The sequence below is a fragment of the Spiribacter roseus genome (genome assembly GCF_002813635.1).
GTDB lineage: Bacteria > Pseudomonadota > Gammaproteobacteria > Nitrococcales > Nitrococcaceae > Spiribacter > Spiribacter roseus.
Genome location: NZ_CP016382.1, coordinates 323,998 through 345,751, shown reverse-complemented (window position 1 = coordinate 345,751; position 21,754 = coordinate 323,998). Strand labels below are relative to the sequence as shown.

The 21,754-nt window shown below is 68.7% G+C and carries 24 protein-coding genes, 2 pseudogenes and 1 riboswitch; of the genes and pseudogenes, 11 read left to right on the top strand and 15 right to left on the bottom strand.

Annotated elements, in window-relative coordinates; translation table 11 throughout:
* The first annotated feature begins 33 nt into the window (after nucleotides 1-33).
* A riboswitch (TPP riboswitch) is annotated at nucleotides 34-135 on the top strand.
* Nucleotides 125-1,519: a sodium:solute symporter family transporter gene (locus BBH56_RS01755; protein WP_148121736.1), complete on the top strand. Its 1,395-nt coding sequence runs from the start codon at nucleotides 125-127 to the stop codon at nucleotides 1,517-1,519. (Overlaps the previous riboswitch by 11 nt.)
* On the opposite strand, the gene BBH56_RS01750 is transcribed toward BBH56_RS01755, so the two are convergent.
* From BBH56_RS01750 to ilvN, 8 genes are read right to left on the bottom strand one after another with little or no spacing between them, the layout of a single operon-like run.
* Complete coding sequence (locus tag BBH56_RS01750; RefSeq protein WP_110883188.1) at nucleotides 1,491-1,718, bottom strand: DUF2970 domain-containing protein; 228 nt, start codon at nucleotides 1,716-1,718, stop codon at nucleotides 1,491-1,493. The genes BBH56_RS01755 and BBH56_RS01750 overlap by 29 nt on opposite strands.
* Nucleotides 1,715-2,974 carry an MFS transporter gene (locus BBH56_RS01745; protein ID WP_148121735.1) on the bottom strand — a complete coding sequence of 420 codons (1,260 nt, stop codon included), beginning with the start codon at nucleotides 2,972-2,974 and terminating at the stop codon, nucleotides 1,715-1,717. Before BBH56_RS01745 ends, BBH56_RS01750 begins: the two co-directional genes overlap by 4 nt.
* Nucleotides 2,971-3,462, bottom strand: a complete 492-nt coding sequence (rimI, locus tag BBH56_RS01740; protein ID WP_144347776.1) for a ribosomal protein S18-alanine N-acetyltransferase — start codon at nucleotides 3,460-3,462, stop codon at nucleotides 2,971-2,973. Before rimI ends, BBH56_RS01745 begins: the two co-directional genes overlap by 4 nt.
* On the bottom strand, nucleotides 3,459-4,133 hold the full coding sequence (locus BBH56_RS01735; RefSeq protein WP_148121734.1) for a uracil-DNA glycosylase: 675 nt from the start codon (nucleotides 4,131-4,133) through the stop codon (nucleotides 3,459-3,461). Before BBH56_RS01735 ends, rimI begins: the two co-directional genes overlap by 4 nt.
* A 22-nt stretch (nucleotides 4,134-4,155) precedes the next feature.
* Nucleotides 4,156-5,709 carry a 2-isopropylmalate synthase gene (locus BBH56_RS01730; RefSeq protein WP_148122705.1) on the bottom strand — a complete coding sequence of 518 codons (1,554 nt, stop codon included), beginning with the start codon at nucleotides 5,707-5,709 and terminating at the stop codon, nucleotides 4,156-4,158.
* A 33-nt stretch (nucleotides 5,710-5,742) separates the two neighbouring features.
* The gene (pssA, locus tag BBH56_RS01725) at nucleotides 5,743-6,513 is read right to left on the bottom strand and encodes a CDP-diacylglycerol--serine O-phosphatidyltransferase (protein ID WP_144347779.1); all 771 of its coding nucleotides are present in this window, start codon (nucleotides 6,511-6,513) and stop codon (nucleotides 5,743-5,745) included.
* Nucleotides 6,514-6,542: 29 nt separating this feature from the next.
* A complete protein-coding gene (gene ilvC / locus BBH56_RS01720) occupies nucleotides 6,543-7,559 on the bottom strand; it encodes a ketol-acid reductoisomerase (RefSeq protein WP_144347780.1) in 1,017 nt (338 codons plus the stop codon).
* 20 nt (nucleotides 7,560-7,579) lie between these two features.
* Nucleotides 7,580-8,074 carry an acetolactate synthase small subunit gene (gene ilvN / locus BBH56_RS01715; protein ID WP_110883194.1) on the bottom strand — a complete coding sequence of 165 codons (495 nt, stop codon included), beginning with the start codon at nucleotides 8,072-8,074 and terminating at the stop codon, nucleotides 7,580-7,582.
* A gap of 152 nt (nucleotides 8,075-8,226) precedes the next feature.
* On the opposite strand from ilvN, the gene BBH56_RS01710 reads away from it, so the two are divergent.
* Both BBH56_RS01710 and BBH56_RS01705 read left to right on the top strand, forming a co-directional pair.
* Nucleotides 8,227-9,942, top strand: coding sequence for a proline--tRNA ligase (locus tag BBH56_RS01710; protein ID WP_148121733.1), 1,716 nt, complete (start codon nucleotides 8,227-8,229; stop codon nucleotides 9,940-9,942).
* A gap of 3 nt (nucleotides 9,943-9,945) precedes the next feature.
* A complete protein-coding gene (locus tag BBH56_RS01705; protein ID WP_148121732.1) occupies nucleotides 9,946-10,812 on the top strand; it encodes an SDR family oxidoreductase in 867 nt (288 codons plus the stop codon).
* On the opposite strand, the gene BBH56_RS01700 is transcribed toward BBH56_RS01705, so the two are convergent.
* The 3 genes from BBH56_RS01700 to BBH56_RS01690 form a co-directional block, all read right to left on the bottom strand.
* Nucleotides 10,773-11,129 (bottom strand): c-type cytochrome, encoded by a 357-nt coding sequence (locus tag BBH56_RS01700; RefSeq protein WP_148121731.1) that lies wholly within the window; start codon nucleotides 11,127-11,129, stop codon nucleotides 10,773-10,775. The two genes, BBH56_RS01705 and BBH56_RS01700, sit on opposite strands and share 40 nt — an antisense overlap.
* Nucleotides 11,129-11,482 (bottom strand): c-type cytochrome, encoded by a 354-nt coding sequence (locus BBH56_RS01695; protein WP_318262571.1) that lies wholly within the window; start codon nucleotides 11,480-11,482, stop codon nucleotides 11,129-11,131. Before BBH56_RS01695 ends, BBH56_RS01700 begins: the two co-directional genes overlap by 1 nt.
* Before the next feature lie 70 nt (nucleotides 11,483-11,552).
* The gene (locus BBH56_RS01690) at nucleotides 11,553-11,834 is read right to left on the bottom strand and encodes an acylphosphatase (RefSeq protein ID WP_144347783.1); all 282 of its coding nucleotides are present in this window, start codon (nucleotides 11,832-11,834) and stop codon (nucleotides 11,553-11,555) included.
* A 52-nt stretch (nucleotides 11,835-11,886) separates the two neighbouring features.
* On the opposite strand from BBH56_RS01690, the gene wrbA reads away from it, so the two are divergent.
* Nucleotides 11,887-12,504, top strand: a complete 618-nt coding sequence (gene wrbA / locus BBH56_RS01685; protein WP_148121729.1) for an NAD(P)H:quinone oxidoreductase — start codon at nucleotides 11,887-11,889, stop codon at nucleotides 12,502-12,504.
* Nucleotides 12,501-12,923 carry a DUF2069 domain-containing protein gene (locus BBH56_RS01680; protein ID WP_144347784.1) on the top strand — a complete coding sequence of 141 codons (423 nt, stop codon included), beginning with the start codon at nucleotides 12,501-12,503 and terminating at the stop codon, nucleotides 12,921-12,923. The genes wrbA and BBH56_RS01680 overlap by 4 nt, the downstream gene beginning before the upstream one ends.
* Here the strand turns inward: BBH56_RS01680 and hda are convergent.
* Together hda and BBH56_RS01670 are read right to left on the bottom strand one after the other, a co-directional pair.
* The gene (gene hda, locus BBH56_RS01675) at nucleotides 12,908-13,624 is read right to left on the bottom strand and encodes a DnaA regulatory inactivator Hda (RefSeq protein ID WP_148121728.1); all 717 of its coding nucleotides are present in this window, start codon (nucleotides 13,622-13,624) and stop codon (nucleotides 12,908-12,910) included. The two genes, BBH56_RS01680 and hda, sit on opposite strands and share 16 nt — an antisense overlap.
* A complete protein-coding gene (locus tag BBH56_RS01670; RefSeq protein WP_157809047.1) occupies nucleotides 13,621-14,664 on the bottom strand; it encodes a DUF2066 domain-containing protein in 1,044 nt (347 codons plus the stop codon). The genes hda and BBH56_RS01670 overlap by 4 nt, the downstream gene beginning before the upstream one ends.
* A 96-nt stretch (nucleotides 14,665-14,760) precedes the next feature.
* Between BBH56_RS01670 and purM the strand changes: the two genes are divergently transcribed.
* Genes purM through BBH56_RS01655 form a run of 3 tightly spaced genes read left to right on the top strand, consistent with a single transcriptional unit; the run spans nucleotide 14,761 to nucleotide 17,239 of the window.
* Entirely contained in the window at nucleotides 14,761-15,822 is a 1,062-nt protein-coding gene (purM, locus tag BBH56_RS01665) for a phosphoribosylformylglycinamidine cyclo-ligase (protein ID WP_148121726.1), read from the top strand.
* A complete protein-coding gene (purN, locus tag BBH56_RS01660; RefSeq protein ID WP_148121725.1) occupies nucleotides 15,819-16,490 on the top strand; it encodes a phosphoribosylglycinamide formyltransferase in 672 nt (223 codons plus the stop codon). Before purM ends, purN begins: the two co-directional genes overlap by 4 nt.
* On the top strand, nucleotides 16,490-17,239 hold the full coding sequence (locus BBH56_RS01655) for a DUF3108 domain-containing protein (protein WP_148121724.1): 750 nt from the start codon (nucleotides 16,490-16,492) through the stop codon (nucleotides 17,237-17,239). Before purN ends, BBH56_RS01655 begins: the two co-directional genes overlap by 1 nt.
* On the opposite strand, the gene dcd is transcribed toward BBH56_RS01655, so the two are convergent.
* Both dcd and apbC read right to left on the bottom strand, forming a co-directional pair.
* On the bottom strand, nucleotides 17,236-17,802 hold the full coding sequence (gene dcd / locus BBH56_RS01650; protein WP_144347790.1) for a dCTP deaminase: 567 nt from the start codon (nucleotides 17,800-17,802) through the stop codon (nucleotides 17,236-17,238). The two genes, BBH56_RS01655 and dcd, sit on opposite strands and share 4 nt — an antisense overlap.
* Nucleotides 17,803-17,821: 19 nt before the next feature.
* Nucleotides 17,822-18,916: an iron-sulfur cluster carrier protein ApbC gene (gene apbC / locus BBH56_RS01645; protein WP_148121723.1), complete on the bottom strand. Its 1,095-nt coding sequence runs from the start codon at nucleotides 18,914-18,916 to the stop codon at nucleotides 17,822-17,824.
* A gap of 132 nt (nucleotides 18,917-19,048) precedes the next feature.
* Here apbC and BBH56_RS01640 point away from each other — a divergent pair, with 132 nt between their 5' ends.
* From BBH56_RS01640 to rsxB, 3 genes and pseudogenes are all read left to right on the top strand, one after another.
* Nucleotides 19,049-19,591 (top strand): shikimate kinase, encoded by a 543-nt coding sequence (locus tag BBH56_RS01640; protein WP_148121722.1) that lies wholly within the window; start codon nucleotides 19,049-19,051, stop codon nucleotides 19,589-19,591.
* 33 nt (nucleotides 19,592-19,624) lie between these two features.
* Nucleotides 19,625-21,265: pseudogene (gene metG, locus BBH56_RS01635) on the top strand (methionine--tRNA ligase); the annotation flags it as partial.
* A gap of 26 nt (nucleotides 21,266-21,291) precedes the next feature.
* Nucleotides 21,292-21,723, top strand: a pseudogene (rsxB, locus tag BBH56_RS09670) (electron transport complex subunit RsxB); the annotation flags it as partial.
* Nucleotides 21,724-21,754 lie beyond the last annotated feature (31 nt).

Sequence of the window (21,754 nt, the reverse complement as noted above, 5' to 3'; positions counted from 1 at the left end):
GTCGGCATACTCAGGCCTTCCAACAATCTGAACCCACGTCGCCAGGGGAGTCTCCGGACTGAGAGTGCGCCATCGCGCAGACCCTGGAACCTGAACCGGATCACACCGGCGGAGGAAGCGCGACATGCCCATCATCCCGCTCGCAGCGGTCAGTGCCGCCCTGATCGTATTCGTCCTGCTCGGGCTTCGGGCCCGGCACAGCCGCAACCTCGACGATTACCTCACCGCCCGACGCAGCCAGACCGGCACGACCCTGGGGCTGTCGTTTCTGGCCTCGGGCATGGGGGCCTGGATTCTGTTCGCGCCCCCCGAAATCGGCGCGTTCGTCGGACCGGTGGCGGTGGCCGGTTATGCCATCGGCTCGGCGCTGCCGTTCATCATCCTGGGAGTGATCGGCCCGGCCATCCGCCGGCGGCTGCCCAGCGGGCGCAGCCTGACGGAGTTCAGCGCCGGGCGTTTCGGCAACGGCTTCCGCGCCTGGGTGGCGATCCTCTCGGTGCTTTATATGCTCTGCTTTCTCGCCGCTGAGCTGACCGCTGTGGGCGCCATCACTGCCCTGCTCTCGAATGCCGACGGCCGCTATGCGATCACCGCGGTGGCCGTCGCGACGGTGATCTACACCGCGGCCGGTGGTCTGCGCGCAAGCCTTGTCACCGACCGCTGGCAGGCCGGGCTGCTGGCGGCGCTGATCGTGATCGTGGCGGCGGCGGTGCTGGGCCTCGCGCCCGATCGCCCGGCCGGCACCGGCGGCAGCCTGCCCACGCCCGCCCTCGGCGATGCGCTGGGGGTGGCGCTGACGCTGATCATGGCGGTCACCGCCGCGAACCTCTTTCATCAAGGCTACTGGCAGCGGGTGTGGGCGGCCCGGGATGACCACGCGCTGCGGCGCGGCGCGGTGATCGGCGGGCTGTCCACCATTGTCGTGGTGGCCATGCTGGGGGCGGCGGGACTGCTGGCAGCCAGCCGCGGACTGCCCCTCGGCACACCGCCGATCCCGCTGTTCGCGCTCATCACCGATGCCCCGGCCTGGCTGACGCTGCCGGCGCTGGTGCTGGGCATCACCCTGGTGGCCTCATCCGTCGATACCCTGCAGAACGCCCTGGTGTCGCTGGGGGTGACGGAGACCGGTTGGCTGCAGCGGCGCGGCGCCCGCTGGCTGTCGGCGCTTTTAATGATCCCGGTGGTGCTGATCGCCTGGCAGCAGATCTCGGTCCTGCGATTGTTTCTGATCGCCGATCTGCTCTGCGCCACCGCCGTGATTCCGCTTTTGAGCGGCCTGTCGGACCGGGTGTCCCCGCGTGCCGCGGTCCTGGGCGCGGGGGCCGGGCTGGTCGGCGCGGTGCTGCCCGGTGCCCTTGCCACTGGCAGTCTGATGGGCGGACTGCAGGTGGCGAGCTTTCCCGACAGCATCCCCACGCTGGGGCCGTTCCTGGGCGCCCTGAGCGCCTCGGGCCTGGTGGTCGCGGCGCTGGCGCTGCGCGGCGGGCGGGCTAACCGGCCTGACTCAGCACCAGGTTGACGATCACCAGCAGCACGACGACAAAGACCACGGTAAAGATCAGCCCGGCGATGATGAAATGCGCCGGGTTGCCGTGGCTGAAGTCGCGCTGCCGGGCGGCTTCGGTCTGCACGCCGAAGGCCGCGGCGGCTGTGCTCTTAAGGGCCTGCCACAGCGAGACGCGGGCGGGCCGGTCGCCGGAGGGTTGCGGGTCGGTCATCGGGTCGGATCCTCCTTGGGGTCGATGCGCGTGAGTATAAGCGCGCCCGCCAGAAACAGCGCAATGAGCGCGAGCATCGAGTAGCGGGCGTCGCCCAGCCATACGCCCAGCGCACCAAAAAGCGGTGGGCCGATGAGCGCAGCGGACTTGCCCAGCACATTATAGAAGCCGAAGAACTCGCCCGCACGCGCCGTGGGAATCAGCCCGGCATAGAACGACCGGCTGAGCGCCTGCACCCCGCCCTGGGCCACACCCACCAGGGCGGCAATGGCATAGAACTCCCACGCCGCCTGGATGAATGCGCCCCACAGGGCAATCCCGATATACAGGGTGAGGCCCATGAGGATGCCGCGGCGCGGCCCCAGTCGCGCCCCCACGACACCCATCAGCAGGGCGGCGGGAAAGCCGACAAACTGGGTGATGAGCAGCGCCAGCATCAGGTCGGTCTGGGCAAAGCCGAGCGAGCGGCCATAGGCCACCGCCATGCGGATGGTGGTGCCCACCCCGTCGATGTAGAGGAAGTAGGCCAGCAGGAACAGCCACACCGGGCGATAGGCCCGCAGGTGGGCGAAGGTGGCGCGCAGCTGACGCAGTCCGCCCGCCAGGCCGGCGGCCCCGGCGCGTTCGCGGGCCGGCTCGGGCACCAGAAAGGCCAGTGGCAGCGAGAACAGCGCCCACCAGACGCCGGTGACGATGAATGCCGCCAGCGCGGCGTCCGTCGCCGAGCCGAACCCCAGCATGGCGGGCTGCATGATGGCGACAATGCACAGCAGATAGACCAGTCCGCCGCCCAGGTAGCCGACACCGAACCCGAGTCCCGAGATGGCGTGCCAGCGTGCCGGCGGGGCGATGCCCACCAGCAATGCATCGTAGAACAGGTTGGCCGCCATGAAGCCGATCACCGCCAGGGTGAACAGCGTGGCCGCCGGCAGGCTGGCGCCGGCGGGCACCCAGGCGAGCGCCGCAGTCAGTGCCGCGGCGGGCAGGGCGAACCCCAGCAGTGCCTGTTTGCGACGCCCCGCGCGGTCGGCCATGGCCCCGGCGAGCGGCGCGATCAGCACGATCACCGCGCTCGCCAGGCCATTCGCCCAGCCCAGGCGCAGGTTGGCCTGGGCGGGGCTCGCATCGGCACTCCAGTAGTCCTGGAACAAGATGGGGAAGATCCCCGCCATCACCACCGTTGCGAAGGCCGAATTGGCCCAGTCGTAAAGCGCCCAGGCCACCACCACCCGGCGGCGTTCACCGCCCGGCTTCATCGCCGCCCGACCGGTGCGACCTCCCGCAGGTCATAGCGCATGACCAGGGCGTCCTCCCGGCCGTCGTCAGTCCGGTAGTAGCCTGGGCGCCGGCCGACCCGGCGAAAGCCGGCGCTTTTGTACAGGCGCACGGCCGGGGCATTGCTCGGTCGCACCTCCAGGAACACCGACTCCGCGCCCAGCTGCTCGGCGCGCTCAAGGGCCTGTTCGAGCAGTGCCCGACCAAACCCCTGCCCGTGCCAGTCGGGATGCACCGCCAGGTTGAGGACATGCGCCTCGCCGGGGCCCATCGCCAGCACCACATGGCCGACGATGCGATCGGTGGCCAACTGCACCCAGCATTCATAGCCCATGCGCAGGCAGTCGCGGAAGATGTTCTGCGCCCAGGGAAAGCCATAGGCATTGGCCTCGACGCCGTGCACGCTGGGCACATCGCGGCGCCGCATGGGCCGGATCACCGGCAGGAAGTCCACCGGCGCGGCGGTCATGCCGACGCCCCGCGAAGCGCGCGGCGCACCGCCACCAGATCGGTCCAGGCCCGGGCCTTGGCATCGGGCCGGCGCAGCAGATAGGCCGGATGATAGGTCGCCCGCAGCGGAATCCCGGTGTCACCAAGCCGGTGCCACTGATCCCGCAGCCGGCCCATGGCCTGCCGACTACCGGTGAGCGACTGCGCCGCGATCTTGCCCACGGCCAGAATCACCCCGGGCTGGATCAGCGCCAGCTGGGCGTCCAGCCAGGGGCGGCAGGCGGCGATTTCGTCGGCGGTGGGATCGCGGTTTTCCGGCGGCCGGGACTTGACCACGTTGGTGATGAACACGTCCTGCTGCCGATCGAGACCCATGGCGGCCAGCATGGCGTCGAGCAGCTGACCGGCACGGCCGACGAACGGCTCGCCACGGCGGTCCTCCTCGGCCCCCGGGGCCTCGCCGATGATCATCAGCCGCGCGGCGGGGTCACCCACCCCCGGCACCGCGCGCTGGCGGGTGGAATGCAGCGGGCAGCGCTGGCACCCCTTGATCGAGGCGATCAGGCTGGACCAGTCACCGCCCGGCTCGGCCGGCGCCGTCTCACTGACCGGTTGACCCGCCCGGTCGCGTGACCGCCACACCGTCAGGCCCATCTCGTCGAGCATCCGCCGGCGCCGCTGGTCGATCATGCCGCCCCGCGCTCCGCCGCGCTCAGACGCCGTCGGTCTGGGGGTGGGTCCGCCCGCCGGTGGTGCGCAGGCGATTGAGGGCGTTCAGATACGCATTCGCCGAGGCGATGACAATGTCGGTGTCCGAGCCCTGGCCATTGACCACCCGGCCGCCCCACTCAAGGCGCACCGTCACTTCGCCCTGGGCATCCGTGCCCGAGGTGATGTTGTTCACCGAGTAGAGCAGCAGCTCCGCCCGCACGTCGAGCAGCCCATCGATCGCCTTGAACGCCGCGTCCACGGGCCCGTCGCCGGCGGCCTGGTTATGCCGCTCCTCGCCGTCGATCTCGAGGGTGACATCCGCCACCGGTGTCTCGCCGGTCTCCGAACAGCAGCGGAACGCCACCAGTGTCACGCTCTGGTCTTCTTCCATGGCCGCCACCGCTTCGGTGGCCACGGCCTGAAGGTCTTCATCGAAGATCTCGTGTTTCTTGTCCGCCAGGTCCTTGAAGCGCTGGAACGCCTCGTTGAGCTGCGCCGCGGTCTCGAACCGGATGCCCAGCTCATCGCAGCGGCTGCGGAATGCGTTACGTCCCGAATGCTTGCCAAGCACCATCCGGTTGGTGCCCCAGCCGACGTCCTCGGCCCGCATGATCTCGTAGGTCTCGCGGTGCTTGAGCACGCCGTCCTGATGGATCCCCGACTCGTGGGCGAAGGCGTTGATGCCCACGATCGCCTTGTTGGGCTGGACCTGAAAGCCGGTGATATTGGCCACCAGCTTGGAGGTGGGCACGATCTCGCGGGTCTCGATGCGGGTATCGCAGGGCAGATCGTCCTGGCGCGTGCGCACCGCCATGACGATCTCCTCGAGCGCGGCGTTGCCGGCCCGCTCACCCAGCCCGTTGATGGTGCACTCGATCTGCCGGGCGCCCTCACGGACCGCCGCCAGCGAGTTGGCTACCGCCACACCCAGATCGTTGTGGCAGTGCACCGACCAGACCGCGCGGTCGGAATTGGGGACGCGCTCGCGCAGGTCACGGATCAGCCCGGCGAACTGCCTCGGCAGGTTGTAACCCACGGTATCGGGGATATTGATGGTCGTGGCACCGGCGGCAATGGCGCGCTCGATGATGCGGCACAGGAACTCCGGGTCGGAGCGGCCGGCGTCCTCGGGCGAAAACTCGACGTCGTCGCACAGGTTGCGGGCACGGCCGACCGCCGTCACCGCCCGCTCAATGACCTCGTCGGGCTGGAGCTGGAGCTTTTTTTCCATGTGCACCGGCGAGGTGGCGATGAACGTGTGAATACGCCCCGCCGGCGCCGGCGCCACCGCGGCACCGGCGCGGTCAATGTCCTGCTCGTTGGCCCGGGCCAGCCCACAGACGCGCGCCTCGGTGATGGTCTCGGCCACTGCCCGCACCGACTCGAAATCGCCCTGGCTGGCGGCGGGGAAACCCGCCTCGATCACGTCCACACGCAGTCGCTGCAGCGCCCGGGCGATGCGCACCTTCTCTTCGCGGGTCATGGAAGCGCCCGGCGATTGCTCGCCGTCGCGCAGCGTCGTATCAAAGATGATCAGCCGGTCGGCTTCACTCATCATTCTTTCCTCACGTGTGATCGTCCTGCCAGTCTAACCCGCGTGCCGGCGTCTGCGCCGCCGGCGTCGCCGGATGACTGTCAGAATCGGCCCCGAGCTGAGATACGTCAATGCAAGCCCGAACAGCACCAGCGGCGGGTGCACCGACATCAACGCCACGCCCATCACGCCCAGCACAATGGCGACGAAGGGGACGCGGTAGCGGAAGTCGATTTCCTTGAAGCTGTCGTAGCGCACGTTGCTGACCATGAGCACGCCCGCCACCACGGTCAGCACCAGCGCCGGGATCCCGGCCGGCCAGCCGCCGAACTCGAGCCGGTCGCCCGACCAGACCATGCCGGCCAGCGCGGCGGCGGCGGCAGGGCTGGGCAGTCCCTGGAAGTAGCGCTTGTCGGCGACGCCCACCTGGGTGTTGAAGCGCGCCAGCCGCAGCCCGGCGCAGGCGGTGTAGATGAACGCCCCCACCCAGCCCAGCTTGTCCCACATCGAACCCAGCGCCCCCAGGTCATCCAGGGCCCAGGCAAACACCACGAGCGCCGGCGCCATCCCGAACGAGACCATGTCGGCGATGCTGTCGTACTGCACGCCGAATTCGGTCTGGGTGTTGGTCAGGCGCGCCACCCGTCCGTCGAGGCCATCCATGACCATCGCCAGCAGAATGGCGACCGCGGCGGCCTCATAAGCACCCGACTGGGCGGCCACAACGGCGTAGAAGCCGAACAGCAGCGCCAGCGTGGTGATCAGATTGGGCAGCAGATAGATGCCGCGGCCCGAACGGCGCGGCATCTCCCGGGGGTCGGTCATAACGACCTCGGCATCGCGCGGATCCGCGCCTAGTTGCGGTCCCGGTCCACCAGCTGATTGGCCTGGATCCACGGCATCATGCCGCGCAGCTTGCTGCCGACGGCCTCGATGGGATGCTCGGCCGCCCGCCGGCGCATGGCCTTGAGCCGCGGCTCGCCGGCCTTGCTCTCGAGCACGAACTCCTTGGCGAACTCGCCGTTCTGGATCTCCTCGAGCAGCTCGCGCATGGCCTGGCGGGACTGCTCATTGATCACCCGCGGCCCGCGGGTGAAGTCACCGTACTCGGCGGTGTTCGAGATCGAGTAGCGCATGTTGGCGATGCCACCCTGGTAGAGCAGATCGACGATCAGCTTGGTCTCGTGGAGGACTTCGAAGTAGGCCATTTCCGGGGCATAACCCGCCTCAGTGAGGGTCTCGAAGCCGGCCTCGATCAGCGAGGTGATGCCGCCACACAGCACGGCCTGCTCGCCGAACAGGTCCGTTTCGGTCTCTTCCTGGAAGCTAGTCTCGATCACCCCGGAGCGGCCGCCGCCGTTGGCCGATGCATAGGCCAGCGCGATCTCACGCGCCCGACCACTGGCATCCTGCTCGACCGCGATCAGGCTGGGCACGCCATTGCCCTCGACATAGGTCGAGCGCACCAGATGACCGGGTCCCTTGGGGGCGACCATGACCACGTCCATATCGCCCCGCGGCTCGATCTGCTGGTAGTGGATATTGAAGCCGTGAGCGAAGGCGATGGCACCGCCGGTGCGCAGGTTCGGCGCCACGATCTGCTCGTAGACCGCGGGCTGGTGCTCGTCCGGCAGGGTCATCATGACCAGGTCGGCCGACGCCACGGCATCCGCCATCTCGGCGGTCTCCAGACCGGCGGCCTCGGCCTTGGCCGCACTCGCCGAGCCGGCCCGCAGGCCCACAACGACCGGGACACCCGATTCCTTGAGGTTGTTGGCATGGGCGTGGCCCTGCGAGCCGTAGCCGAGAATGGCCACCTTCATGCCCTGGATGATGGAAAGATCGGCGTCCTTATCGTAATAGACCTTCATGGCTCCCCCGATGGATGGTTTCAGACACGCATTTGTTTGTCGCCGCGCGCGATCCCGATGACCCCCGAGCGCACCACCTCCATCGGCGTCTGGTCGCTGAGCAGCTCGAGGAACGCATCCAGTTTGCTGCCGCGGCCGATGACCTCGATGGTGTAGGTCTTGTCGGTGACATCGACGACGCAGGCGTCGAAGATATCCGCCAGTCGCTTGAACTCCTCGCGGGACTCGCTGGCCGTGGCCTGGACCTTGACCAGCATGAGCTCGCGCTCGATGTGGCGGGCCTCGGTGATGTCCAGCACCTTGACCACGTCGAGGAGCTTGTTGAGCTGTTTGCGGATCTGCTCGACGGTCTGCTCGTCCCCCTGGGTGACCAGGGTCATACGCGACAGGGTCGAGTCATCGGTGGGCGCGACCGTGAGCGAGTCGATGTTGTAGCCCCGGGCGGTGAACAGCCCGGCGATGCGCCCCAGCGCACCGAACTCGTTCTCGACCAGAATGGAGATGATGTGTCGCATACCCTGTCGACCAGCGCCGTGTGATCCGCAATTGACGTAATGTAAGCCGTGCAAGTTACGGCGCGCGCATGGGGGCGTCAAGGACAGGGGTGGGCGACCCGGCGGCGGTCGGCTAACCTGTGGGTTTTCGACCGATGACAGGACAGGCCAGCATGCGCACCAGCCGTTTTCCACTTTTCACCAGCAAGGAGACACCGGCCGATGCCGAGATCGTCAGCCACCAGCTGATGCTGCGGGCCGGCCTGATCAAGCGCCTGGGCGCCGGACTCTATACCTGGCAGCCGCTGGGCCTGCGTGTGATGCGGCGGGTCGAGCGCATCGTGCGCGAGGAGATGGACCGCATCAATGGGCTCGAGGTGCTGATGCCGGCGGTGCAGCCTGCCGAGCTGTGGCGCGAGTCGGGTCGCTGGTCGCTGTACGGCCCGGAACTGCTGCGCCTCGAGGATCGCCACGAACGCGACTACTGCATCGGCCCGACCCACGAAGAGGTGATCACCGATTATCTGCGCCAGGAGCTGCGCAGCTATCGCCAGCTGCCGGTGACCTACTATCAGATCCAGACCAAGTTCCGCGACGAGATCCGCCCGCGCTTCGGGGTGATGCGCGCCCGCGAGTTCGTGATGAAGGATGCCTATTCGTTCCATCTCGATCAGGACTCGCTCGAGACCACCTATCGGGACATGCACGCCGCCTACAGCGCCATATTCTCACGGCTCGGCCTGCGCTTCCGCTCGGTCGGCGCCGACAGTGGCGCCATCGGTGGCAGCGTCTCGGAGGAGTTCATGGTGCTCGCCGACTCCGGCGAGGACGAGATCGCGAGCTGCGATCAGTGTGATTACGCCGCCAACACCGAACTGGCACGCAGTCGCCCGGCAGCGCCGGCGGCCACCGATCCACTGCCCGCCGAGCGGCGTTCGACGCCGGGCATCGAGAGCGTGGCGGAACAATGCACGCTGCTGGGGCTCACCCCCGGACAGGTCATCAAAAGCGTGGTGGTCATGGCCGACGAGGCGCCGGCGGTGCTGTTCGTCGCCGGCGATGACGAACTCAACGAGGTCAAGGCCGCCCATGCCCTGGGCGCTGAGACGGTGCGCCTGGCCGAACCCGCCGAGGCGCTGGCCGCCACCGGGGTCCCGCGCGGGTTCATCGGCCCGCGCGACCTACCCGCCGGCCTGACCCAGCTTGTCGACCACCGCGCCGCCACCCGGGTCAACTTCTCGAGCGGTGCCAATCAGGCCGACGGCCACTGGATCAATCTCAACTGGGACCGGGACATGCCCCTGCCGCCGACGGCGGATCTGCGTACCGCGCTGGTCGGCGAAGGCTGTCCGCGCTGCGCGGACGGCCGGCTCGAGATCCACCGCGGCATCGAGGTGGGCCACATCTTTCAGCTCGGCACCAAATACAGCGAGGCCATGGACGCCCGGGTCCTCGACGAGGCGGGCGACGCCCGGCCACTGATCATGGGCTGTTACGGCATCGGTGTCTCACGGGTGGTCGCCGCGGCCATCGAGCAGAACCACGACGCGCATGGCATCCGCTGGCCTGCCCCGCTGGCGCCCTTTGATGTGGCGATCGTCAGCATCGGTGCCGAGCGCTCAGCGGCCGTAGCCGAGGCCGCCGAGCGCCTCTATGCCGATCTGCAGGCCGCCGGGCTTGATCCGCTCTGGGATGATCGCGACGCCCGTCCGGGGGTCAAGTTCGCCGACATGGAGCTGATCGGCATCCCCCATCGGGTGGTGATCGGTGAGCGCGGTCTCAATGCCGGCGAGCTGGAATACCGGGCGCGCGACGCGACGGCCAGCGAGGCCCTGCCGCTGGATGATGCGGCCAACCGACTGGTGGCCCGAATCCGGGACGGGGCCTGAGCGGTGGACGCGGCGAGGTCGCAGCAGCCGGCGCGGGTGCTGATCGCCGGCTGCGGGCGGATCGGCACCCGACTCGGCCAGGGGCTCGCCGACCAGGGCCACACCGTATTCGGCCTGCGCCGCCGGCCCGAGGGCCTGCCGGCACCGATCATCCCCTGCGCCGCCGACCTCAACGCGCCCGCCGGGCTGGCCGATCGCCTGCCCGGCGGGCTTGATCGCGTGGTGGTCATCCTGACGCCGCCGAGCTATGACGATGCCGGCTATCGACGCGGCTATGTGGAAGCCCTCAGCCACCTCTGCGCGGCACTGGCGGCCTCGGGCAACGCCGGGGCGCGACTGGTGTTCGTCTCGAGCACCGGTGTCTACGGCGAGAACGGCGGCGCCTGGGTGGATGAGTCGACACCGCCGGTGCCGTCACGATTCTCGGGACAGCGCCTGCTTGAGGCCGAGGCGGTGGCAGCCCGCCATCCGGGCGGCAGTGTGGTGGTGCGGTTTGCCGGCATCTACGGACCGGGGCGGGAATCCCTGCTGCGGCGGGTGGCATCGGGTGCCGGCTGCCAGGCCGAGCCGCCGCGTTATACCAACCGCATCCACGAGGACGACTGTGTGGCGATCCTCGACTGGCTGAGCGGCCACCCGGATCCGGCGCCGCTTTACCTCGGCGTCGACGATCGACCCTGTCCGCAGTGCGAGATCATGGACTGGCTGGCCGCCGAGCTGGGCCAGCCGACGCCGGCGCGCACCGCTGGCGAGGCGATGGGCCGGCGTTGCAGCAACCGGCGGTTGAAGGCGGCCGGCTATCGACTCCGGCACCCGGACTATCGCAGCGGCTATCCGTCGCTGTTGGCCGAGCGCCGCTCCAACGTCTGAATGGCGCTGTCCTGGGCGGCGTAGTAGGCCGCCAGATCGCGCATATCCTCTTCGCTGAGCGCGGCCGCCTGGCCGTTCATGATGGCGTTCTGCCGGTCCCCGCTTTTGTAGGCCTTGAGCGCATGCAGAAGGTAATCGGCATGCTGGCCGGCGAGCATCGGAAAGGCGGGGTTATCCGACGCGCCGTTGGCGCCGTGACAGGCCGCGCAGGTCTGGGACTTGGCCTTGCCGGCCTCAATGTCGCCGATGGACTGGGCCTGGGCGACTCCCGCGGCCAGGATCAGCAGCGCGCCCAGGCATCGAATGCAATGCATCATCACTGCCCCTCCGGTCCGCGCGATGCGAAGTACGCGGCGATGTCCTGAATGTCCTCATCACTCAGCGTCGATGCCAGCGCCTGCATGGTCGTGTGCTGACGCGCGCCGCTGCGATAGGCCTTGAGCGACGAGACGAGGTAGCCGGCGTGCTGGCCCCCCAGCTTGGGCACCCGATAAGAGGGGTACGCGTTGCGATAGCCCTCGACGGCATGGCAGCCCAGACAGGTGTAGGCCTTGGCGCGGCCCGCCTCGATATCGCCCTGGGCACTGCCGAGCCCAGGCATCAACAGCGCCGCACTCAGCGCTACTCCTCCAATCAATCGCCCGCAGATCATGGTTTCTCGTCTCGCCATTGATAACTGCACAAAGTATCGCGGGAAAGTTGATATCGGTCAATTTGCGCGGGACGCCCGGACGATGCGGTCAGACGATGGCAAAGCCCTCGCTGCCCGGATCGGCCACGGGCTCGGCCTCCACCGAATCGACCCGTGCCGCGGGCGGGCCGCTCCAGAGCCACTCGCGCAGCGTCTCGACCGCTGGCTCGGGGCCGCAGACCACCACCGAGACACTGCCGTCGGCGCGGTTTTCGACCCAGCCGCGCAGTCCCAGCGCGATCGCCTCATCGCGGGTGGCGGCCCGGTAGTACACCCCCTGCACATGACCGCGAACGCGGAACTGGTGGCAGGCTTCCTGTGTGTCGTCCATCGTCACCTCCTGGCTGCTTGCGTGTCGGTAATCTAACACCCAATATTGCCCCATGAGCTGCGAAATCCTGATCCTGTACTACAGCCGCCACGGCGCCACCGCGACCATGGCGCGCCGGATCGCCCACGGCGTCGAGGCCGTCAGTGGCGTGAGTGCGCGGGTCCGCGCCGTGCCACCGGTCTCGGAGGTGTCCGAGGCCACCGCGCCACCGGTGCCCGATGCCGGCCCACCCTACGCCGCGCTGGATGACCTGGCCGAGTGCGATGGACTGATCCTTGGCAGCCCGACGCGGTTTGGCAACATGGCGGCACCGCTCAAGCATTTCCTGGATCAGACCACCAGCCTGTGGCTGAGTGGTGCGCTCAACGGCAAGCCCGGCGCGGTGTTCACATCCACCGGCAGCCTCCACGGCGGTCAGGAGGCGACCCTGCTGTCGATGATGCTGCCGCTGCTGCATCACGGTCTATATCTGGTCGGCCTGCCCTACACCGAGGCCGGTCTGACCGCGACCACCACCGGCGGCACGCCCTATGGCCCCAGCCATCTGGCCGGGGCCGAGGCCGACCGGCCGGTGGATGACACCGAGGCGGCCCTCTGTCAGGCGCTGGGATCAAGGGTGGCGCAGGCGGCCCTGCGGCTGAGCGCCCCGGGCGACCCGCGCCCGGCATGAAGGCGGTCAAAGGCAAACCCCCGGCGGCGGCCGGCGAGACCGCGCGTGAAGTCGCCGCGTCGCGGCTCTACTGGATGGCCGCGGGCTGTTACGTCGCACTGACCGCGCTGCTGTTCGCCTGGCTGATCTGGCTGGCACCCCCGCCGGAATCACTGCGCAGCCCGGTACTGCTGATCTTCCTGCTGCCGCTGGTGCTGGGCCTGCGCGGCGTGCTGCATCGGCGACGCTACACCCTGCAGTGGACGGGCATGCTCATCCTGCTGTACTTCATCCACGGGCTGCTGGCGGCCACCGGTGCGGCGCCCCAGCGCTGGCTGGGCGCCGCGGAGATCCTGCTGACGCTCGGCTACTTCAGCGCCGTCATGCTCATCCTGCGGCGCGGCAAGCAGCGCCACAAAGCGGGTCAGTCCGCGGGCTGACCGCGTAGCACCGACTGGATGAAGGGCACGGTCAGCCGCCGGCCGGCCTGCAGCGAAGCACTGTCGAGCCGGTCCACCACTCCCAGCAGATGGTTCAGATCCCGGGCCTGGTGGCGCAGCAGATAATCAACGCCGGCGGCGGGCATGCGAAGTCCACGCCGGGCCAGCGCACCGGTCAGTATTTCCCGGCGGCGAGCGTCATCGGGGGGCGTGAGGCGCAGGCGCAGCATCGACTCAAGCCGTGAGACCAGATCCGGCAGGGCAATCCCCAGACCGGCCGGCGCGCCCGCGGCGGCCACCATCAGCAGCCCGCCGGCATCCCGCAGGCGATTGAACAGGTGGAAAAAGGCCTCCTGCCAGTCCCCGCGCCCGGCCAGCAATTCGAGATCATCCACCGTGACCAGCGACAGGGACTCAAGCCCGTCCAGCGGCGCGGTGGGGCCGTCTATATGCTGGCCGAGGGGGATGTACACCGCGGTCCCGCCGGCGGCACTCATGCGCCCGCAGGCGGCCTGCAGCAGGTGGCTGCGACCACTGCCCGCGGGCCCGGTCAGGTAGAGCGACTGGGCGAACCAGCCGGTCAGCCCCTCGACGGCGGCCACCGCCTGCTCGTTGCCGGTGGCCACGAACGCCTCGAGATCGGCGGCGTCGTTCCAGCGAAAATCCAGCGCCAGCTGCGCGCCGCGGCCCTGATCGATCATTGCCGCCAGCGGTAGCCATCACCCGTGGGTTGCAGGCGCGGATCGGCGGCCAGGGCCCGCTCGACGCGCCCGGCGTCGACGCCGATGGCCAGCCGCCAGCGCACCCGGTCCCCACCCACCTCGGCGGGGATCACGCGGGTGACACCCACCAGTTCGCCAAGCCGCGCCGCCACCGCCTGATGGGCGGCCAGCGAGTCGATGCCGTCGACGCTGACGGTGAGCTGGCGGCGCGAATCGGGATCGGCGACGTAAGCGAGGCTCTGGCGAAGGCGCTCGGCCAAACCGCGCGCGCCCGCGGCCATCACCGCCTCGAGGCTTGCGGCACGGGTCCGCCAGCGCTGCACCGGCTCGCCGTCGCCGGGCAGCAGTGTCCAGCGCACTTCATCCTCCCGGCCCGCACCCTGCTGCAGACGCCCCATCAGCACCGCGTCGGCGCCGTATCGCTCGGAGGCGGCGCGCACCGGCTCGACAAAGCCGCCGGCGATGTCGGCAAAGCCCAGGTTACGACGATCCTGCAGATCCATCAGCGGTGCGACGGGGCGGATCCCGAGGGGACGGGCCGCCGCCTCCAGCGCGTCGAGCAGCGCCTCGCCCCGGTCGCTGCCGGCAATGAACCGCTCGCCATCGCGCTGGGCGCCCAGCCAGACCAGCACCGTGGGCGGCGACGGCGGCCAGACGGCGACCCCGTCACGGGCCAGGGCGTTGCGGATGGCGGTCCGCGAGAAACGCACCCGAAGGCGGGTCTCGCGCTCCGCCTGATCGCCGTCATCCACCTCGACCGAGCGATACGAAAAGCCATTGACCGTGTCACTGACCCGCCCGCGAAGGCGCTCGGCCACCGCCGACCGGACAATATCGGGCTGGCCGGTGAGGCGCACCAGAAGCGCGTCAAGGGCCTCGACAAGCGCGTCGTCGCGGGCCGCGGCGCTGTTGTCGGCCACCGGCACCTCGACGGCGCCGAGGTTGTCCTGAGCCGGCACCACCGGGGCCATGACCAGCACGGTCATCCCCATGGCAAAAGCGAGACTGATGCGCAGCACGTTCAACATCCGAGTGAGTGGCGAGCCGTGACCCCAAGAGGTTTTAAGGTACCATGATGCCATCCAACGGCACGACCAGACCCAGACAGGAGCGAGATCTTGGACTCCCCGGATTCCCGACCCGGACTGACCTACCGCGACGCGGGCGTCGACATTGATGCCGGCGCCGATCTTGTCGAGCGCATCAAGGGCGATGTCGCCGCCACCCGGCGCCCGGGCATGGTCGGCAGCCTGGGCGGGTTCGGCGGACTGTTCGAACTGCCGGTGGAGCGCTACCGCCACCCGCTGCTGGTGGCAGGCACCGACGGCGTCGGTACCAAGCTGCGCCTTGCGCTCGAGACCGGCCAGCACGATGGCATCGGCATCGATCTGGTGGCGATGTGCGTCAACGATGTGATCGTCGGCGGTGCCGAGCCGCTGTTCTTTCTCGACTACTACGCCACCGGCCGGCTCGAGCCGGCCATCGCCGAGCGGGTCATCCGCGGCATCGCCACGGGCTGCCGCGAGGCGGGCGCCGGGCTGATCGGCGGCGAGACGGCCGAAATGCCCGGAATGTACCGCGATGGCGACTATGACCTGGCCGGCTTCTGCGTGGGCGTGGTCGAGCGCGATGCGCTGATCGACGGCTCGGGCATCCGCGCCGGCGACTGTCTGATCGCCCTGGCAAGCAGCGGGGTGCACGCCAATGGCTACTCGCTGGTCCGGCGCATCCTCGAGCGCGATCCCGACGCCCTCAGTCGATCGCTGGACGGCCGCCGCATTGATGAGTGGCTGCTGGCCCCCACGCGGATCTACGCACGCACCGTCCAGCAGCTGCAGCGCGAGGTGGCCATCCATGGCATCAGCCACATCACCGGTGGCGGGCTCACCGACAACCTCCCACGCATCATGCCCGAGGGCCTGAGCGCGCGCGTCGACACCGGCAGCTGGCAGTGGCCGGCGCTGTTCGACTGGCTGCAGACCACCGGCGGGGTGGACATCGCTGATATGCGCCGGACCTTCAATGGCGGCGTCGGTATGGTGGTGATCGTTCCTCCGGACCAGGCCGACCTGGCCCTCGATCAGCTGCGGGCAGCCGGCGAGACGGCCTGGCGCCTGGGCGACGTGGTGCCTGCCCGCGAATCCGCCAACGCGGTCATCTACCAGGAGGGGGTTTGAGCGATACCGGCGGTTTCCGCATCGCAGTGCTGATCTCCGGCAGCGGGACCAACCTGCAGGCCATCATTGATGCCGTCCAGACCGGGCGGATCGCCGCCCATGTGGACCGCGTGATCAGCAACCGTCCCGACGCCGGGGGGCTTGAGCGCGCCGCCGCGGCCGGGATCGCCACCGAGGTGATCGATCACCGCGACTTCGAGCGGCGCGAGGCCTACGATCAGGCCCTGGCTGATCGGCTTGAGGCCGCCCGGCCCGATCTGATCGTTCTGGCCGGGTTCATGCGCATTCTGGGGGCGGCGTTCGTCGCCCGGTTCACCGGCCGGCTGATCAATATCCACCCGTCACTGCTGCCCGCCTACCGCGGCCTGCATACCCACGAGCGGGCCATCGCCGCGGGGGAACGGCAGCATGGCTGCAGCGTGCACTACGTGATCCCCGAGCTGGACGCCGGCCCGGTGATCGCCCAGGCGGCGGTCCCCATCCACCCGGACGATGACGCCGCGCGACTCGCCCGGCGCGTGCAGGCCATGGAGCATGTCCTCTACCCCCAGGTGGTGGGCTGGATCGCCGACGGCCGGGTGCAGCTGGGTGACGGCGGCGTCCGCCACGATGGCCGGATCCCGCCGCATCCGCCCTGCCTAACGCCGACGGCGGCCACCCCGGGCTGATGCGCGGCGCCTGGCTCTGCGCCATGGCCCTGGGGCTGTTGCTGCTGGCGGCGAACGCGGCGACGCTGGCGTCACCTGTCGAGGCGCCACCGGCGTTCAGCGCGCGCTATGACGTCCGCAAGGCTGGATTGACCCTGGGCCACGCCGAGCTGCGCTTTCGCCGGCCGGCGCAGGACCGCTACCTCTACCGGCTGTCGGTCCAGCCCAATCGTCTGGCCGGGCTTTTCTACTCGAGCAGCGTGCGCGAGATGAGCATCGGCCACATCCAGGCCGACGGCTTCCGGCCCGACGTCTATCGCTACACCCGCAGCGGCGGTGACGACGACCGGCGCGCGGAACTGCGCTTCGACTGGGAGGCGATGCGGGTGGTCAACGATGTGGCCGACCGGCCCTGGCGCATGGCCATTACGCCGGACACCATCGACCGGGTGATCAGTCCGCTGCAGCTGATGCACGACCTGGCCGAGCGGGATGACGGCGATGACACCCTGGTCTATCGCATCGCCGACGGCGGCCAGCTCAAGACCTATGAGCTGCGCATCGGCGACACCACCCAGGTGGATACCCCCGCCGGCCGCTTCGAGGCACTGACCGTCCACCGCTCGGACCCGGACAGCGATCGGGTGACCACGCTGTGGGTGGCGCCGGCCCTGCGCTATCTGGCCGTGCAGGTGGAGCAGCGCGAGGCCGGTGATCGCAACTTCCGCATGGTCCTGAGCCGCCTGGACGGCCTTGACGGCCGCCGCTAGGGCCGCGGCAGCGTCACCCCACGCTGGCCCATGTACTTGCCCGAGCGATCCTTGTAAGACGCCTCGCAGACCTCGTCCGATTCCAGGAACAGCATCTGCGCCACGCCTTCGTTGGCGTAGATCTTCGCCGGCAGCGTCGTGGTGTTGGAAAACTCCAGGGTCACATGGCCCTCCCACTCGGGCTCGAGGGGCGTGACATTGACGATGATGCCGCAGCGCGCATAGGTCGATTTGCCCAGACAGATCGTGAGGATGTTGCGCGGAATACGGAAGTACTCAACGGTGCTTGCCAGTGCGAAGCTGTTGGGCGGGATGATGCAGACGTCCGACTGCAGATCGACGAAGCTCGATTCGTCGAAGTTCTTCGGATCGACCACCGCCGAGCTGATGTTGGTGAAGATCTTGAACTGATCGGCGCAGCGCACGTCGTAGCCGTAGCTCGACGTGCCGTAGGAGATCATCCGCTCGCCGTCGGCCTCCCCCCGTACCTGCCCGGGTTCGAACGGCTCGATCATGCCGTCCTCCGCCATGGACCGTATCCAGCGATCGGATTTGATGCTCACTGTGTCTGTTCCCCCTGCCCTAGTCGTCGTCGACGACGATATTCGGGAACCGGCTGGCGCCCGCCGGATCCTGTCGTGAAAGAAGTGCCGCGGTCCGCCGGGCCGCCTCGCGGAAGCGCTCCGCCGCCGCCGATGCCGGTGCCGCCGTGACGGTGGGCGCGCCCTGATCGGACTGCTCGCGGATGCCGATCTCCAGCGGCAGCGCGCCAAGCAGCGCCACCCCCTCGTCGTCGGCCAGCTGCTGGCCACCACCGGTGCCGAACAGTGCCTCCTCATGGCCGCAGTTCGAGCAGATGTGCAGGCTCATGTTCTCGAGGATGCCCAGCACCGGCACCTTGACCTTCTCAAACATCCGCACGCCCTTTCGGGCGTCCAGGGTGGCGATGTCCTGCGGCGTGGTGACCACCACCGCGCCGGCCACCGGCACCTTCTGCGACAGCGTCAGCTGGATGTCACCGGTGCCCGGCGGCAGGTCAATGATCAGGTAATCGAGCGCATCCCAGCGCGTGTCGTTGAGCAGCTGGGTCAGCGCCTGGGTCACCATTGGCCCGCGCCAGACCATCGGCGAATCCTCCTCAATCAGAAACCCGATGGACATGATCTGCACGCCGTGGTTTTCCAGCGGGAACATGGTCTTGCCCTCGGGGCTGTCGGGCTTCTGCCCGGCTACGCCCATCATCCGCGGCTGGCTGGGGCCGTAGATGTCGGCATCCAGGATGCCCACCCGGGCCCCCTCGTCGGCGAGGGCGAGGGCGAGATTGGCGGCGCAGGTGGACTTGCCGACACCGCCCTTGGCCGAGGCCACGGCAATGATGTTGCGGACGTTTTCCATCGGCTTGAGACTCGCCTGCACCTGACGGGCCCCCACCGACCAGTCCACGCTCACGCTCACCGACCGCGCGCCGGTCGCCTCGCGCACGGCGGCTTCCAGCGTGCCGCGCAGGGTGTCCTGATACCGCCCGGCGGGAAACCCCAGGCTCAGATCGATGGCCACCGCGTCACCATCCAGCCGGATATCGCTCACCGCCCCGGCAGTGATCAGATCCATCCCCAGCGCCGGCTCGGTCCACGCGCCCAGCGCCTGCTCCACCGATTCGCGGTTGAGTTCAGTCATTCATCCCCCGTCGTTACGACGCCCTTATAGATCAGACGCGAGTGTAAACAGCCCGCCCCCGGCATTAAACACGTCCGGGGCGGGGTTGGCACGCGGGTTGCCGCCGGCGTCGCGTTGCGGCAGATTCACGGCATGACCGACGACCGCCACAACCTGGTCCTCATCGGCATGCCGGGGGCCGGCAAGTCCACCCTGGGGCAGTCCGTGGCCACCGCCCTCGGGCTCGGGTTCACTGACACCGATGCCCTGATCGAGACCCGCGAGGGGGAAACCCTGCAGGCGATCGTCGATACCCGCGGCCACCGCGCCCTGCGCACCCTCGAGGCCGATACCCTCGCCGCACTCCAGTGCCGCGGCCATGTCATCGCCACCGGCGGCAGCGCCGTCTACAGCCCGGCGGCGATGGCCGCGCTGCAGGCCGACGGCATCCTCGTGCACCTGCATGCCGATCTGGCGGTGCTGCTCGAGCGGGTCACCGACGTCGACACCCGCGGCCTGGCCCGCGCCGCCGACCAGAGCCTCGAAGACCTCTACGCCGAGCGCGAGGCGCTGTACCGCCACTATGCCGAAATCAGTGTTGATGTCGGCAGGCACTCGCCGGCCGCCGCCACCCGCGCGATCATCGCCGCCCTCAACCGGCCGCAGGCTCCGCGACTGGCTTCGCCTCTGGCATAATGCGGGTTTCCTGACTGCCAACGCGGAGTGTGCATGGCGCGCAAGATCCTGGTCACCAGCGCCCTACCCTATGCCAATGGGCCGATCCATCTGGGCCATCTCGTCGAATACATCCAGACCGACATCTGGGTGCGCTTCCAGAAGCTGCAGGGTAACGAGTGCTGGTATGTCTGCGCCGACGACGCCCACGGCACGCCCATCATGCTCAAGGCCCGCGAGCAGGGGATCACACCCGAGACACTGATCGAGCGGGTCGGCGCCGAGCATCGGCGCGACTTCGCCAGCTTCGGGATCGCCTTCGACAACTACTACACCACCCACTCCGAGGAAAATCGCCACTACGCCGAGCTCATCTACACGCGGCTGCGTGATGGCGGCTGGATCGACCGCCGGACCATCACCCAGGCCTACGACGGGCACGAGGGCATGTTCCTGCCGGACCGCTACATCAAGGGCACCTGCCCGCGCTGCGGCGCCGATGACCAGTACGGCGACAACTGCGAGGCCTGCGGGGCGAGCTATTCCCCCGACGAGCTGCGCAACCCGGTGTCGGTGATTTCGGGCGAGGCCCCGGTCCAGCGCGAGTCCGAGCACTACTTCTTCCGCCTCCAGGACTTCGAGCCCATGCTGCGCGAATGGGCCTCGAGTGAGGGTCTGCAGGACGAGGTCTCGAACAAACTCCAGGAGTGGTTCGACGCCGGCCTGCGCGCCTGGGACATCTCCCGCGATGCGCCCTACTTCGGTTTCCGCATCCCGGATACCGATGACAAGTATTTCTACGTCTGGCTGGACGCCCCGATCGGCTACATGGCCAGTTTCCAGGACCTGTGCAACCGCCAGGGCCTGGATTTTGACGAATGGTGGAACGCCGATTCCGACACCGAGCTGTACCACTTCATCGGTAAGGACATCGTCTACTTCCACGCCCTGTTCTGGCCGGCGATGCTGCACGGCGCCGGCTTCCGGACGCCGACCCGGGTCTGCGCCCACGGCTTTCTCACCGTGGACGGGCAGAAGATGTCGAAGTCACGCGGCACCTTCATCATGGCGGAAACCTACCGGCGGCATCTGAATGCCGAGTACCTGCGCTACTACTTCGCCGCCAAACTGGGCGCCGGCGTGCATGATATCGATCTGAGCCTGGAGGATTTCACCCAGCGGGTGAATGCCGATCTGGTGGGCAAGCTGGTCAACATCGCCAGCCGCTGTGCGGGCTTCATCAACAAGCGCTCCGAAGGATGGCTGGGTCCGCGTCTGGACGCCCCGGAGCTGTTCCGGCGCATGAGCGCCCGGGCCGAGGTGATCGGCGGGCATTATGAGGACCGCGCCTATGCCCGGGTGGTGCGCGAGGTGATGGCCCTGGCCGACGAGGCCAACCAGTACATCGACGAGAAAAAGCCCTGGGTGCTGGCGAAGGATCCCGACCAGGCCGAGGCGGTGCAGGCCATCAACACCACCGGGCTCAACCTGTTCCGGGTGCTGATGCTCTACCTCAAACCGGTGCTGCCGGATACCGCCGCCGCGGCGGAGCGCTTCCTGCAGATACCGCCCATGGAGTGGGCCGATGCCGGCCAGCCGCTGCTGGATCACCGGATCGACACGTTCAAGCCGCTGATGACCCGGGTGGATCCGGCCGCCATCGAGGCGATGATCGAAGAATCACGGGATAACCTGAAACCGGCATGAGCGGCGGGGCCTCCGTGACCGAGCGCATCGACGCCCTGCTGCCCCAGACGCAGTGCGAGCAGTGCGGTTATCCCGGTTGCCGACCCTACGCCGAGGCCATCGCGCAGGGCGAGGCGGAGATCAACCAGTGCCCGCCCGGCGGTCAGGCCACCATCGATGCGCTGGCGCAGCTGCTGGACCGGCCGGCACCGCCCCTCAACCCCGAACATGGCGACTACCGGCCGCCGCGGGTGGCCTGGATCGACGAGTCGGTATGCATTGGCTGTACCAAATGCATCCAGGCCTGCCCGGTGGATGCCATCGTCGGCGCCCGTCAGCGCATGCACACGGTCATCCCCGAGGAGTGCACAGGCTGCGATCTGTGCCTGGCCCCCTGCCCGGTGGATTGCATTCATATGCTGCCCACCGAGCGCGAGGCCGAGCCCGTCGATCAGCAGCAACAGCGCCGGGATCGTGCCCGGCGGCGCTTTAACGCCC

Excerpts from the sequence above, each read along its gene's own strand:
- BBH56_RS01755 (WP_148121736.1), top strand. The coding sequence starts at position 125 with ATGCCCATCATCCCGCTCGCAGCGGTCAGTGCCGCCCTGATCGTATTC.
- BBH56_RS01750 (WP_110883188.1), bottom strand. The coding sequence starts at position 1,718 with ATGACCGACCCGCAACCCTCCGGCGACCGGCCCGCCCGCGTCTCGCTG.
- BBH56_RS01745 (WP_148121735.1), bottom strand. The coding sequence starts at position 2,974 with ATGAAGCCGGGCGGTGAACGCCGCCGGGTGGTGGTGGCCTGGGCGCTT.
- rimI (WP_144347776.1), bottom strand. The coding sequence starts at position 3,462 with ATGACCGCCGCGCCGGTGGACTTCCTGCCGGTGATCCGGCCCATGCGG.
- BBH56_RS01735 (WP_148121734.1), bottom strand. The coding sequence starts at position 4,133 with ATGATCGACCAGCGGCGCCGGCGGATGCTCGACGAGATGGGCCTGACG.
- BBH56_RS01730 (WP_148122705.1), bottom strand. The coding sequence starts at position 5,709 with ATGAGTGAAGCCGACCGGCTGATCATCTTTGATACGACGCTGCGCGAC.
- pssA (WP_144347779.1), bottom strand. The coding sequence starts at position 6,513 with ATGACCGACCCCCGGGAGATGCCGCGCCGTTCGGGCCGCGGCATCTAT.
- ilvC (WP_144347780.1), bottom strand. The coding sequence starts at position 7,559 with ATGAAGGTCTATTACGATAAGGACGCCGATCTTTCCATCATCCAGGGC.
- ilvN (WP_110883194.1), bottom strand. The coding sequence starts at position 8,074 with ATGCGACACATCATCTCCATTCTGGTCGAGAACGAGTTCGGTGCGCTG.
- BBH56_RS01710 (WP_148121733.1), top strand. The coding sequence starts at position 8,227 with ATGCGCACCAGCCGTTTTCCACTTTTCACCAGCAAGGAGACACCGGCC.
- BBH56_RS01700 (WP_148121731.1), bottom strand. The coding sequence starts at position 11,129 with ATGATGCATTGCATTCGATGCCTGGGCGCGCTGCTGATCCTGGCCGCG.
- BBH56_RS01695 (WP_318262571.1), bottom strand. The coding sequence starts at position 11,482 with ATGGCGAGACGAGAAACCATGATCTGCGGGCGATTGATTGGAGGAGTA.
- BBH56_RS01690 (WP_144347783.1), bottom strand. The coding sequence starts at position 11,834 with ATGGACGACACACAGGAAGCCTGCCACCAGTTCCGCGTTCGCGGTCAT.
- wrbA (WP_148121729.1), top strand. The coding sequence starts at position 11,887 with ATGAGCTGCGAAATCCTGATCCTGTACTACAGCCGCCACGGCGCCACC.
- BBH56_RS01680 (WP_144347784.1), top strand. The coding sequence starts at position 12,501 with ATGAAGGCGGTCAAAGGCAAACCCCCGGCGGCGGCCGGCGAGACCGCG.
- hda (WP_148121728.1), bottom strand. The coding sequence starts at position 13,624 with ATGATCGATCAGGGCCGCGGCGCGCAGCTGGCGCTGGATTTTCGCTGG.
- BBH56_RS01655 (WP_148121724.1), top strand. The coding sequence starts at position 16,490 with ATGCGCGGCGCCTGGCTCTGCGCCATGGCCCTGGGGCTGTTGCTGCTG.
- apbC (WP_148121723.1), bottom strand. The coding sequence starts at position 18,916 with ATGACTGAACTCAACCGCGAATCGGTGGAGCAGGCGCTGGGCGCGTGG.
- BBH56_RS01640 (WP_148121722.1), top strand. The coding sequence starts at position 19,049 with ATGACCGACGACCGCCACAACCTGGTCCTCATCGGCATGCCGGGGGCC.